The following is a 13,779-nucleotide window of genomic DNA, read 5'->3' as shown; positions in this document are numbered from 1 at the left end:
CTGTTTCATGATGAAGTGATAGATATTGTTAATGGAATATTTATCGGGATTTACGTTAGTGGATTTTTACTCATGTTCTTTGCCCGCTCATTTATACTGTATGTGGTTAATCATTTTAAATAGGACCCATTCTGATGTTTGAACCTCTTGTTATCGCCAAAAGTAATGAATTAGCGTTGGCCATTTTGCCTGCACTGGCTAACCGTCATGGATTGATTACCGGCGCAACGGGAACCGGAAAAACGGTGACGTTGCAGAAAATGGCGGAAAGTTTTTCCCGGATTGGCGTTCCTGTTTTTATGGCCGATGTTAAAGGCGATCTGTCTGGTATTGCTGCCCAGGGCGTATTATCACCAAAGCTTCAGTCTAGATTGGATGCGCTAAAGGTAACGGATTGGCAACCGGCGGCATGTCCGACCGTTTTCTGGGATGTTTTTGGTGAGAAAGGACACCCGGTGAGAGCTACCGTGTCTGATATGGGGCCGATCTTATTGGGCCGGCTGTTGAATCTTAATGATGTTCAATCCGGTGTTTTACAATTAGTGTTTAAAATTGCCGATGATAAAGGTCTATTGTTACTCGATATGAAAGACCTGCGTTCCATGGTGCAATTTGTTGGCGATAATGCGAAGCAGTTTCAGACGGAATACGGCAATATTTCCAGTGCCTCTATTGGTGCAATTCAGCGTGGATTGTTAACGCTTGAACAGCAAGGGGCAGAGTCTTTCTTTGGCGAGCCAATGTTGGATATTTTCGATCTGATTAAGACTGATGCATCCGGTCAAGGCATCGTGAATATTCTGGCAGCGGATAAACTCTATAACCAGCCAAAATTGTACGCAATTTTCTTATTGTGGCTGCTGTCAGAGCTTTTTGAGCATTTGCCTGAAGTTGGCGATATGGATAAGCCGAAAGTGGTCTTTTTCTTTGATGAGGCCCATCTGTTATTTAGTGATGCTCCGGCGGCGCTGCTACAGAAAATTGAGCAAGTTGTTCGCCTGATCCGTTCTAAGGGCGTGGGCGTCTATTTTGTGACTCAAAATCCGCTGGATATTCCTGATAGCGTACTCGGCCAACTGGGTAACCGCGTTCAACATGCCCTTCGTGCTTTTACTCCACGGGATCAAAAAGCAGTCAAAGCCGCGGCAGAAACAATGAGAGCCAATCCGGCATTTAGCGCTGAGCAGGCAATTACCGAGCTGGGCGTTGGTGAAGCATTAATTTCTTTTCTTGATGAGAAAGGCCGCCCGAATGTGGTTGAGCGTGGATTTGTTATTGCTCCCTGTTCGCGAATGGGGGCATTGACTGACGATGAACGCAATAACTTGGTGAACCATTCTCCACTTTACGGTCGCTATGAAGATATGATCGATCGTGAATCAGCTTACGAAAAACTTTTGGCGGGTGCATCTTCCGCGGCAGAAAATGAGCCAGCAGGCTCGCCTCGTTCACCTGCCGGCAAGCAAGCGGAGAGTAACGACGGCGGATTGTTTGGCGGCTTGAGTGACATTCTGTTCGGCACAACCGGACCGAGGGGCGGGAAAAAAGATGGCATCGTTCAGACTGCGGCCAAATCCATGACTCGCCAATTGGGCAATCAGATTGTTCGTGGCATTCTAGGTAGCATTTTAGGTGGCAGGAAGAAATAACAAATTCTGGCTGTGCAGATCAAAGAAAGCGGCTGATAAATGCCGCTTTTTTTATCCGAAAGCTGGATGATTACTCGTTCGGTTCAAACCAGTCTGTATTACGGCTTGAAATTGTCGTCAGGGTTGAAACCATTTCGATCAGATGCTGGTGGATAGCATTTTCAGCCTCATCGGGGTCGTGCTTTTCTAATGCGTGATAGATTTTATAGTGCTGCTCAATCAGGCTTTCTGGCGGAGATACATCAGCAAGGCTCATAAAACGAACCCGGTCCATTGTTGCTTTAATGCTTTCGATGGTTTCCCATGCCATTGGGCAGTCAATAATTTGGGTAAAGGTTCTGTGGAACTCGTCATCCAACTCTAGAAATTCTTTAGTGCGCTTATTGCTTGCGGCCAGTTCTTGGCGGTGTAAGTTATGTTTTAATTGCAGCAAGTGTTCCGGCGTAATCGCTAATGCGACCCGGCGAATAATCGCAGATTCTACCGCCTCACGAATAAAGCGCCCGTCAGCGACGCGTTTGGCTGATATCTTCATAACGAAGGTACCGCGCTGAGGCAATATCTGGACTAGTCCTGTTTCCGAGAGCTTAATAAAGGCTTCTCTGACCGGCTGTCTTGATACGTTAAACCTTGTTGAAATTTCTTTTTCTGACAACAAAGTCCCCGGACGGATCGTACAATCAACGATTTCCTGTCTTAGCAGTCGGTATATTTGCTGATTAACCGGTTCATTGGTAGTGAATGGGTAGACAATGGTCATTAGACTTATTTATGCCTTTATTGTTATTAGCAATATTTTTGCATTATAGAGGTATTTGTTCGAGGTTTCGCTAACTTAATTCCATATGAATATCACTATCTGATAAATTTAATTGCTGATCGGCACCTTTAATTCATGCTTTTGATATTGATAATGCCCTTAAAAAATTGAAGGCACCCGCAGGTGCCTTATTAGATATTTCATATAAAATGATTAAATAATCATGACGATTTAAATACGTTGTGCCAATTTAGCCACGGATTCGCGGGCGCCTAATTTAAGTAAATTCTGATAGGCATTAGTCACTTCACTAACGAATCGTTGATTTATAGGTAAATCTTTACCAAATACCACTTCCAGAGATAATAATGCTTTAACTCTCAGCTCCCCTTGCGGGCTTTCGCCAACCAGCGTTTGTATTTGATTCAGCAGGGGATCGCTGACTTCAATGGCCTGGCCTTGTTCATCAATGCCGCCGACATAGCGCATCCATGCTGCAATACCTAAAGCTAAACAGTCAAAGTTGCTGTTATGCGTTAAATGGTAGCGGACGGAATCCAACATACGTTGTGGTAATTTTTGCGTACCGTCCATGGCAATCTGCCATGTCCGATGCTTCAGCGCGGTGTTGCGGTAGCGGCGAATCAGCGAGTCAGCGTAAGCCGCTAGATCGACCCCCTTGGTTCTTAGGGTCGGAGCTTGTTCATTAAGCATCAGGTGGCGGGCTGTGGCGACATAGTTGTCATCCTGCATACAGTCATTAATATGCTGGTAACCGGCCAGATAGCCCAGATAGGCTAAGAAAGAGTGACTGCCATTGAGCATGCGCAGTTTCATTTCTTCGAACGGTAATACATCCTGTACCAATTCAGCGCCCACTTTTTCCCACTCCGGGCGGCCGTTAACGAAGTTATCTTCAATAACCCACTGACGGAAAGGCTCACAGGCAACGCCCGCCGGATCTTCTATGCCTCCAAGCTGTTGTGTGACTTTTGCTAAGGTTTCCGCTGTGACGGCAGGGACGATACGATCAACCATGGTTGACGGGAAACTGACATGGTCTTCAATCCATTTCGCTAAATCGGCGTCTTGCAGCTTGGCTAAACCTAAAATTACGTTGCGGGTAACGTGGCCGTTTTCCGGCATATTGTCGCATGACATAACGCTAAATGCGGGTAGCTGACGCTTACGTCGTAAACGAAGTGCCTCAACAATAACCCCGGGCGCTGATTTCGGCGCCTGCGGATGAGCAATATCATGTTGAATCAGCGGGTGATCTTCGATTAGCGTTCCGGTTGCCGGCTGGTAGCAATAGCCTTTCTCGGTGATGGTAATCGAAACAATAGCAATTTCAGGTTCAGACATGGCCTGCAGAACCCTGTCGATGCCGTCTGTTTCGCCATGAATTGCCTGACAAACGACACCAACTACGCGCCCGGACCAGCCTTCAGATGCCATTTCAGCAACCGAATAGAGGCAATCCTGAGCATTAAGATCTGAAATTTGCTGCTCGCCGCCAATCAGGTTAATTTCACAAAATCCCCAATCGCTGCCGAACCGGGAAGCCAACTGGTCAGCATACACCGCCTGATGGGCCCGGTGGAAAGCGCCAAATCCCAAATGAGCAATGCGCGGTTTAATCTTGGTTCTGTCATAAGACGGAACAACAATGTTGTCAGGAAGATTTAATAACGCTTTACTTGACAATTTCCTTGGATGTTTAATTACAACGCTTTTCATAAAACCCTCCTGTAATTTGTGGGCCTTTCGCTATATCACTGGCTAAGTGGTTTGATGTAGCGAAAGGTTTATATATCGATGCCATTAACCTGTTATTTTAATATTACGATTTTTCCCACGAGTGGAGCTCTTTTCCGATTTTTTGTGGTGCACTTTCAGGCATCAGCATCAGGCCAATAACAGAAATAACCCCTAAAATGATTACATAGCTGGCCAGTCCGTAGTAATGTCCCCCGGTCATTTGTAGAATCTTGATGGCAACCAGACCGAGTACACCGCTACCAATTAGGGAGCCCGTTTGCCAAATCAGGGCAATCCCGCTACAACGGATATGTGTTGGAAATAGTTCAGGGAAGTATGAAGCTTGTGGGGCATAGCACATGCTATGGCCAAATGTCAGAACTATAATCATGACTAACTGTGTTAACCAGAATATATCTTGGTTGATAGCCATAAAGAATGGAATGATCATGATGACTTGCAGTATGGCTCCGGTGATATAGATAGGTTTCCGCCCAAACTTATCGGATAAGTGCCCCATGACTGGAATGATCATGACCTCAAGGATGATGGCAATAATCATTGTTTCCATCAGCATAGTTTCATTGAGTTGGTTGGCTTTAGCGTAGGCCAGAACTATAACGGTAAACATCGCAAAGGTGCAGGCTTCAATCAATTTTGCACAAACGCCTTTTGCAACGATACCCGGGAAATCTCGTATAACCTCAATAACTGGACGGGATTCTGCGGCCTTTGTTTCACGAATTTGTTCAAAAACGGGTGACTCATCAATGCGTAGACGAATAAATAGCCCAACGATGACTAACAGTAGGCTTAGTAAGAATGGAATTCGCCATCCCCAATCCATCATTTGCTCAGGTGATAGCGTTGCATTTAGTGCGGCAAATAGTGCCAGCGGCAACAGGAAGCCGACAGGTGCTCCGATTTGTACCCAACTGGCATAGAAGCCGCGACGTTTAGGTTGTGAATATTCAGCTGTCATCAGGACTGCACCAGCCTGTTCACCTCCTACCCCAAAGCCTTGCAAAATACGAATCAGGATCAGCAGGATTGGTGCCCATATGCCAATTTTTTCGTAGGTTGGTAACAAGCCAATACAGAACGTGCCTAAACCAACGATGAGAATAGTAATAACTAATGCTTTTTTACGACCAACTTTGTCACCGATATGACCAAAAACGATGCCGCCTAATGGCCTGGCTAAGAAACCAACGGCATAGGTAGCAAATGCCGCAAGGGTGCTAATTAATGGATCTGAACTTGGGAAAAATAGATGACCAAAAAACAGTACAGCAGCTGTACCGTAGGCAAAGAAATCATAATATTCAGCCGCTGTACCAATGGCTGAGGCTGTGGCAACACGTTTAATAATTGGAGTGTTATTTTCGGATTCAGAAAGATTAGCCATCTTTAACGCCTTATTTTTATCTCGTTGTTTTGGCTGAATGAGGCAATATGCTTCATTCAGGTTATATGATAGGGCTCAGAGTCGAATGATTACCAGTTCCAAAGCGTGCCATCTTCCAGACGAGCTACAGGAAGATAGGCGGGTTCATACGGATATTTCGCAGCCAGTTTCTCGTCAAAGTCGATGCCCAGGCCCGGTTTATCGCTTGGGTGCATATAGCCATCGTCGAAGGTCCAGTTATGTGGGAATACCTCCAACATTTTTTCTGAATAACCCATATATTCCTGAACGCCAAAGTTAGGAACCCAAAGGTCAAAGTGCAGCGCCGCCGCGTGGCAAATGGGAGAAAGATCCGAAGGGCCATGAGAACCGGTGCGAACCTGATACATTGCGGCAAAATCAGCAATGCGGCGCATATGGGTAATGCCACCCGCGTGAGTAATAGTGGTGCGGATATAGTCAATTAGCTGCTCTTCAATCAGCTGTTTACAGTCCCAAATGCTATTGAAAACCTCACCAACGGCAATTGGCGTCACGGTGTGCTGACGAATTAAGCGAAAGCATTCCTGATTTTCTGCCGGCGTTGGATCTTCCATCCAGAACAGACGATAGTCTTCAATGCTTTTACCGAAACGGGCTGCTTCTATCGGCGTTAAGCGGTGATGCATGTCATGTAGCAGATGTTCGTCGAAGCCAAATTTATTACGTACGGCATCAAACAGTTTTGGCGTGAAGTCTAAATATTTTTCAGTTGACCAAAGTTGTTCTTCCGGATGATGACCCTTAGTGGCCGGTTCATAGGCCAGATTCTTACCTTTGCTTAATCCGTAAGTGGTCTTCATACCCGGAACACCGCACTGCACGCGAATCGCTTTAAAGCCCATCTCTTTGTGTTTTGCGTAATCTTCCAGTACTTCGTCAATGCTACGACCGGTGGTATGGCAATAAACCATGACGCCGGTGCGGGAGGCTCCACCTAACAGCTGATAAACCGGCATATTGGCGGCTTTACCTTTGATATCCCACAGGGCCATGTCAATAGCTGATATCGCAGACATAGTGACCGGGCCGCGGCGCCAGTAGGCACCCTTATAGAAGAACTGCCAAATATCTTCTATCTGATGGGCGTCGCGGCCAATCAACTGCGGGCAAAGATGGTCTTTTAGATAGGAGGCAACCGACAACTCGCGCCCGTTTAACGTTGCGTCGCCAACGCCATATAAGCCTTCATCGGTGGTAATTTTGACGGTAACAAAGTTACGTCCCGGACAAGTCACAAATACTTCGGCCTTTACGATTTTCATAATTCATCCATCCTGATGGGTCATTTTTGAATCTAGTGAGATGAGAAAGTTGGCTCAAGATACTTCTAGTGTGACTACCATACAAGTATGTTCGATATAAATATGATGTGAAGATCTTAAATTTGTGATTTGCATCACTCGGAGTAATAGACGATTTTATCGCCAGAAAAGAAGGTGGGCAGGTATTGGTTTGGTTAATAATTCAAAATAAATTATTACTAATAAACTGAATTTAAATGATTAAAAATAATTAATTTGATTTTTTATTTGAATAAATTGATTTTATATTCATTTTTGATAATGTTGTGACATTGACGAAAAAATAATAAGGCTGAATGATATGAGTGGCTCTGCTCCAGTGACCCGTGAGACGTTTGATAGTGTTATGTTGCCTGTTTATGCTCCAGCGACTTTTGTGCCGGTAAAAGGCCAAGGAAGTCGAGTCTGGGACCAGCAGGGAAATGAATTTATAGATTTCTCCGGTGGTATTGCGGTCACGGCCTTAGGTCATTGCCATCCGGCGCTGGTCGCAGCCTTAAAAACTCAGGGCGAGGCAATCTGGCATACCAGTAATTTGTTCACCAATGAGCCCGCGTTGCGCCTGGCCAAAAAGCTGATTGATGCCACTTTTGCTGAACGAGTCTTTTTTGCCAATTCCGGCGCTGAAGCTAATGAAGCCGCCTTCAAGCTAGCCCGTCGTTATGCTATTCAACGCCATAGTCCTTATAAAACTAAAATTATAGCCTTCCATAATGCTTTTCATGGTCGTACGCTATTTACCGTTTCGGTCGGTGGTCAGCCCAAGTATTCAGATGGATTTGGCCCTAAACCGGCAGATATCATCCACGTTCCTTTCAATGATTTAGCCGCAGTAAAAGCGGTAATAGATGATCATACCTGTGCGGTAGTACTTGAACCGGTTCAAGGTGAAGGTGGAATTACCGCGGTTGATGCTGATTTTTTACGCGGGGTGCGGGAACTGTGTGATAAGCATCAGGCTCTGTTAGTGTTTGATGAGGTTCAGTCAGGTATGGGCCGGACGGGAACGCTGTTTACCTATATGCAATATGGCATAACGCCGGATATTTTAACCTCTGCTAAAGCGCTCGGCGGCGGTTTCCCTATCAGCGCCATGCTGACCACCAATGAGATTGCTAGCGTGATGGAGCCGGGTGTGCACGGGACAACATACGGTGGAAATCCGTTAGCCTGTGCCGTAGCTGAAGCTGCCTTTGATGTGATTAATACTTCGGCGGTTTTATCCGGCGTGCAGCAACGTCATCAGTATATTGTTTCCCGCTTGGAAGAGATCAATCATCAGTATCATGCGTTTTCTGAAGTTCGCGGGTTGGGGTTATTAATAGGCGCTCAGCTACAGCCGAAATATCAGGGTAAAGCCAGAGACTTTCTTGCAGCATCCGTTGAGCAGGGGTTAATGGTTTTGAATGCCGGCCCGGATGTGATTCGCTTTGCCCCGTCACTGGTGATTACTTCCGAAGAACTGGAGTCAGGAATGGCTAAGTTTGAGAAGGCGGTTAAGGCAATTGTTGAAGCGCAAGGCTAATACCGCCGTTGAGTTCTAATGCCGCCATTTCGCTTACCGGCAATATGGCGGCCACCTCTTTAATTATTATCGCGTAACTTGCGCTTTAACCAAATTCCATGATGCGGGCGCTGCTGCCATGCCAGTGACGATATGGTATGCATTGCTTTAAGATGTGATAGCACTCGTTCGATATGTCTTTCCATCAGGGTTTCGGGTAATTCATTCGCGGGCTCAATGATCTGCATCATACTGGTATCGCTGCTCGGGCCATCATATTCCAGCCGCTGTTGGCAGATCTGAATGGCAATTTCACAGGAGTTTAGATACGCCTTTGACAGCTCCGGCACCAAAACATACTGATCCCGTGCGATAACGGTCATGCCATTGAGGTGCTCTACCAAAAACTGGCTATGGGTAATCCACAGCCGCATATCGGTAAGATAGCGCGAGTTAAATCCCGGTTCCTGCATCGCCTGATTAAGTGAAGTAAACAGCGCATTGTGAGCCTGATTCACTTTCATTCGAGTATATGAAAGCTCCGGTGCGTTATCCGTCATATCGAACATCATACGTAGGTGCTGTTGATAGCTTTCCAGTGCGTCGTGTGCATTTTTTCGCAGCAGGCCACTTTGCCACTGGGGCCACAGCCAGATAGTGCTGGCAAAGACTAAAATACAACCAATTACAGTATCAATCAGACGCGGTACCAGAATATCCATGCCGCTGAGAGCAATGATTTGTAAGGTATATACCGCTGTAATGGTGAATCCGATGACGGCGATACCATAATTTTTTCGCACAATGAGATAGGAGCAGAGAGTAATCACCAGCATTAAAAGCAGCATGGTGTTTTGTGGATAGTGAAGCTGAAGAATACCTGCGCCGGCAATGATGCCAAACATGGTGCCCAATGCACGGTGCTGAATTCTGATTCGTGTCGCATTATAGCCATTCTGGCTGACCAGCATGATGGTCAGAAGTATCCAGTAGGGTTTAGGTAAATCAAGAACGGTACCAATTCCGCTGCCTACCGCCAGCGTAATTCCCAGTCGAGCTGAATTTCTCAGTGCAACAGATTTTAGTGAACAATAGCTTTTAAGGGCGCGCCAGAATGGCAGTATATTTTGGCCCTGCATCAGGCTGCGGGTGTACAGCGGACATTGGGAGCTCAATAAGTGGGCGATGCGGCTAAAATGGTAGTAGCAAAAAGCCCCTACCGGATTGTCCGGATGCTGGTGAGCAATTTTTGCCAGGGCCGAGAGTTCATTATCCATATTAAACGCAGTTGGCCGCTGATGGTAAAGGATGTTGTCGGCCAAAACCCTTAGCCGCTGGCTGATAATTTTAGCGTTAAAACGGATAACCGCTTCGGCATGACTCTCTTCCACCAGCTTTTGAACTTCATCCGGCTGATGGAGGCTGACGGTAATATGTTCCTGCAGATCTAATGCCACCTGAAATGCCTGCATTAAACGTTTATGCCGCGGGTGCTTTAGATCGGTAATCATATAGATCTGCTGGTATACCAACGTAATGGTATCCATCACCTGCTGTTGCCGTTTCAGCAACGGCGGCAGTGCGGTTTCAGGATTGGTGTGCTGGGTTAGCAGGCTATATTTATCTTCAAAGTAGTCGGCTAACTCACGGTATAGCTGGCTCAGCGCTTCTCTCATTGGCTGTTCTTGCCATAGCCTGAACCAGACGTAGGTAAATAAACCATACCAAACGGTACCGATAATATAGATTGCAGGAGCATACCATTGGGGATAAACACCAACCAGACTAAGGGTAAATATTGCGGCAACCATGGCTGCGGGCAGCATTCTGCCATGCAATGGACTAATTTCAGCGGTGACACCAAATAGCAGGGCTAAAATCAATAAACAGGCGGGTAAAGGTACTGACCAGAAGAGCAGTTGTTGAAGCAATAAGCTGCTGACGGTAAATAGTAAACCACCGATAGCCAGCCGTTTGAAAAAACGTTTATGGGGAGTATCGAGACCGCCAATATTACAGCAGGCGGGAACCAGTGAGAGTAAGAAACCTAAGCGTAGTTCACCTAAAGACCAGGCTAAAGCAATAGGTAAACACAGAACTAGCGTTTGGCGCAGAGCGTAATTAACTTCAGGATGGTAAATAACACGTCGCCACATACGCTTCCCGGAGAGGATAAACGGGTACGCTATCTAGGCTGTACCCGTTTTTGCTTGATAATTAACGTGTTCCGTAAACGACTATGGTCTTCCCATGTGCCGAGATCAGATTCTGATCTTCCAGCATTTTTAATATACGTCCTACGGTTTCACGGGAACAACCAACGATTTGTCCAATTTCCTGACGGGTAATTTTGATTTGCATTCCGTCCGGGTGAGTCATTGCATCAGGTTGTTTCGCAAGGTTGAGTAAAGTTTGTGCGATACGGCCCGTTACGTCAAGGAAAGCTAAACTACCGACTTTTTCTGATGTAACTTGCAAACGGCTGGCCATCTGAGCGGATAACCGCATTAAAATGTCCGGATTAACTTGAATCAGTTGGCGAAACTTCTTATATGAAATTTCAGCAACTTCACAGGCAGTTTTTGCTCTTACCCAGGCACTGCGCTCCTGACCTTCTTCAAAAAGGCCTAATTCACCAATGAAATCCCCCTGATTAAGATAGGAGAGGATCATTTCTTTGCCTTCTTCATCCTTAATCAGAACGGCTACGGCACCTTTTACAATATAGTAAAGAGTCTCTGCTTTTTCACCCTGGTGAATAAGCGTACTCTTGGATGGGTATTTATGGATATGGCAATGAGATAAAAACCATTCGAGAGTAGGGTCTGTTTGTGGTTTGCCGAGAACCATTTGTTGTTATCCTCTTTGTAATCACTGCTTAAAACAGCAAAGTCATTCGCTCGCCGAAACCTAGCCCGCTCCTGAACATAATAGTTTGCTCAGTGAGCGTCGTTATCTTAGACGATGCATATTAGAATAAGAGGTATTTACCTGTTTTGCATCGTTTAGGCATAACTTATTTTATGTACTTGTTCTGCTATATGGTTGTAACACAGGTTAGGCAAAGAGTCTCGTATTGTCTTACCGAAATGAGGGTTAAACGATTCAACTCGAGATTATTTGCTCATTTTAACTGCTATCTGTTATTCCAGAATCCTTCCTTCCAGCAGTTGTTGTATTAACGGTGTAATTATAAGCTCCATGGCTAATCCGACTTTTCCTCCCGGAATAACCAGCGTATTGATTTGGGAGATATATGAACCATGGAGCATGGCCAGTAAATACGGGAAATCGATGCCGGTTAATCCTCTGAAATGAATCACCACCAGGCTTTCATCCATCGTCGGGATGCTTTTTGCAGAGAAAGGATCGGATGTATCGACGGTCGGTACCCGCTGGAAGTTAATATGAGTACGGGAAAATTGCGGTGTAATGTAGTTGATGTAGTCATCCATTGAGCGAACAACTGAATCAATCACCGCTTCTCGTGAGTGTTCTCTCTCAACGGTATCTCTGATGAGTTTTTGTATCCATTCCAGATTCACAATAGGGACTACGCCGACCAGCAGGTCTACATGCTGTACGACATTATGCTGTGCGGTAACAATTCCGCCGTGCAGCCCTTCATAGAAAAGAAGGTCGGTAGACTCAGGTAATGGCTGCCAAGGTGTAAACGTGCCCGGCACTTGATTATAGGGTACGGCTTCATCATAGGTATGCAGATATTTACGGGTGCGCCCGGTACCTGTTTTTCCATATTCGAGGAAGCTATTTTCTAACTGGGCGAAGTCATTGGCCTCCGGACCAAAATAACTGATATGGCGGCCTTGCTCCCGGGCTTTTCGGATTTCTGCATCCATTTCCGGGCGGGTATAACGATGGTAGGCATCACCTTCGATTCTGGCTGCGTTGAGATTCAGCAATTGAAATATTTTACGAAAGGCCTGACTGGTTGTGGTGGTACCGGCACCACTCGATCCGGTAACCGCGATAATTGGGTGTTTTGCTGACATTTGCCTGATTCCTTGATTTTCATTGTTATCGGTAGAGCAGTGCCCGGCAGGGATGGCGAGATGAATCCCATATTGTTACTTAAAAATCATATGGTTGTTCAGAGGCTTCTTCATCACCTTCGTTAAACTGACTTTTAGGCATAATATTAATCGTTTCATGCAATTCAGACCAGACGAGAACGATATCGCCATTTTTCAACTGCCGCTTGATATCATCTACTTTTTGGTCCAGGGACTTTTCGTATTCGCCGTAGTCTGTCCCTTCACGCAGAACAAAAGATTCAATCACGCTGTCTAGAGTTTCTGCAGGAATATCACGCCACGGAATAATCATAGTGTTTTCTCCAGATAAGGTTTGAGCCACTCGGGGATCCGCTGTTCCAGCCACATTTGAGGTTTGCTCCATGTGCCGCCGACAAACCCAACGTGTCCGCCGTGTGCGGTCAACTGATACTCAATATTATCGGGAAGGGACTCTTTGGCCGGAATCACTTCTGCAGCCATAAAGGGATCGTCTTTGGCATGAATAATTAATAGCGGAATGCTTATTTTGGGTAGCAGCGGTAAGGCGCTACATTGCTGGTAATAGTCCGATGAGTCTTTGAATCCGTGCAGCGGTGCAGTGATGGCATCATCAAATTCACGCAGTGAATGAATGTGTTTTAGGGCTAAACCAGGCAGCGGCAGTATTTCGGGATAACGGCTGAGTTTACGTTTGGTACTTTGCTTTAGCTGCCCGACTAAATAACGGTTATAAATCCGGGAAAATCCTTGCTCCAACTGTTGAGAACAGGGGGCTAACATTAGAGGCGCTGAGACAATTACCGCCGCCTGTAGTGGTACCTGATGTCCTTCTTCTGCCAGATAGCAGCCTAGCATATTCCCGCCCAGTGAATATCCGACGGCAGCGGTAGGGGATTGGCCTAAGTTTTCTTGCAGCCAGTTTAAAAAGAAGCGTGTATCGCTGGTTTCACCCGAATGATAAGCTCGCGGGCTTCTGTTTGGCTCACCGCTACAGCCGCGAAAATGCATAACCACACAGAGCCAGCCAAGGTCTTTACATGTATCTAATAAGCCATGAGCATAAGGGCTATAAAAACTGCCCTCTAGCCCATGAAACACCACCAGCCGCGGTTTATGACGGGCTTGCTGGGGATCTTCGCTCCACGCGAGATCGATAAAGTCGCCATCCGGTAACTCTAAACGTTGCCAGACCGGCTGTTGTTTTATTTTTCGTCGAAATAATCGCGGAAGTAAAGTTTGTATATGCGGGTTAGCCGCTCCCCGCATTGGCTGAAATTGTGCATCCATAACTAAATAAAATTCACTCTAGGGGACTTG

The 13,779-nt window shown here is 46.0% G+C and carries 11 protein-coding genes; 2 read left to right on the top strand and 9 right to left on the bottom strand.

What is annotated here, in order from left to right; genetic code table 11:
• The first annotated feature begins 134 nt into the window (after positions 1-134).
• Positions 135-1,649, top strand: a complete 1,515-nt coding sequence (locus YWE_RS0106810) for a helicase HerA-like C-terminal domain-containing protein (protein ID WP_029093846.1) — start codon at positions 135-137, stop codon at positions 1,647-1,649.
• A 70-nt stretch (positions 1,650-1,719) separates the two neighbouring features.
• Here YWE_RS0106810 and YWE_RS0106805 read toward each other — a convergent pair whose 3' ends face one another.
• The 4 genes from YWE_RS0106805 to manD form a co-directional block, all read right to left on the bottom strand.
• A complete protein-coding gene (locus YWE_RS0106805) occupies positions 1,720-2,409 on the bottom strand; it encodes a GntR family transcriptional regulator (RefSeq protein ID WP_029093845.1) in 690 nt (229 codons plus the stop codon).
• A gap of 231 nt (positions 2,410-2,640) precedes the next feature.
• Positions 2,641-4,149: a mannitol dehydrogenase family protein gene (locus YWE_RS0106800; protein ID WP_036015383.1), complete on the bottom strand. Its 1,509-nt coding sequence runs from the start codon at positions 4,147-4,149 to the stop codon at positions 2,641-2,643.
• A 103-nt stretch (positions 4,150-4,252) separates the two neighbouring features.
• On the bottom strand, positions 4,253-5,578 hold the full coding sequence (locus YWE_RS0106795; protein ID WP_029093843.1) for an MFS transporter: 1,326 nt from the start codon (positions 5,576-5,578) through the stop codon (positions 4,253-4,255).
• Between the two features lie 89 nt (positions 5,579-5,667).
• Complete coding sequence (manD, locus tag YWE_RS0106790; protein WP_029093842.1) at positions 5,668-6,882, bottom strand: D-mannonate dehydratase ManD; 1,215 nt, start codon at positions 6,880-6,882, stop codon at positions 5,668-5,670.
• Between the two features lie 340 nt (positions 6,883-7,222).
• Between manD and argD the strand changes: the two genes are divergently transcribed.
• Positions 7,223-8,446, top strand: coding sequence for a bifunctional acetylornithine/succinyldiaminopimelate transaminase (gene argD / locus YWE_RS0106785; protein ID WP_029093841.1), 1,224 nt, complete (start codon positions 7,223-7,225; stop codon positions 8,444-8,446).
• 59 nt (positions 8,447-8,505) lie between these two features.
• Here the strand turns inward: argD and YWE_RS0106780 are convergent, their stop codons facing one another.
• The 5 genes from YWE_RS0106780 to YWE_RS0106760 form a co-directional block, all read right to left on the bottom strand.
• Positions 8,506-10,581: a YccS/YhfK family putative transporter gene (locus YWE_RS0106780; protein WP_029093840.1), complete on the bottom strand. Its 2,076-nt coding sequence runs from the start codon at positions 10,579-10,581 to the stop codon at positions 8,506-8,508.
• Positions 10,582-10,642: 61 nt separating this feature from the next.
• Positions 10,643-11,275, bottom strand: a complete 633-nt coding sequence (gene crp / locus YWE_RS0106775) for a cAMP-activated global transcriptional regulator CRP (protein ID WP_027273485.1) — start codon at positions 11,273-11,275, stop codon at positions 10,643-10,645.
• Positions 11,276-11,568: 293 nt separating this feature from the next.
• Positions 11,569-12,438 carry a phosphoribulokinase gene (locus YWE_RS0106770; protein WP_029093839.1) on the bottom strand — a complete coding sequence of 290 codons (870 nt, stop codon included), beginning with the start codon at positions 12,436-12,438 and terminating at the stop codon, positions 11,569-11,571.
• Positions 12,439-12,517: 79 nt separating this feature from the next.
• Positions 12,518-12,772, bottom strand: coding sequence for a YheU family protein (locus YWE_RS0106765; RefSeq protein ID WP_029093838.1), 255 nt, complete (start codon positions 12,770-12,772; stop codon positions 12,518-12,520).
• Positions 12,769-13,749: a hydrolase gene (locus YWE_RS0106760; protein ID WP_029093837.1), complete on the bottom strand. Its 981-nt coding sequence runs from the start codon at positions 13,747-13,749 to the stop codon at positions 12,769-12,771. Before YWE_RS0106760 ends, YWE_RS0106765 begins: the two co-directional genes overlap by 4 nt.
• Positions 13,750-13,779: the final 30 nt, after the last annotated feature.

Origin of the sequence: Budvicia aquatica DSM 5075 = ATCC 35567, assembly GCF_000427805.1 — a bacterium.
GTDB lineage: Bacteria > Pseudomonadota > Gammaproteobacteria > Enterobacterales > Enterobacteriaceae > Budvicia > Budvicia aquatica.
The sequence above is the reverse complement of the archived record's forward strand: the minus strand, read 5'-3'. Positions and strand labels throughout refer to the sequence as shown.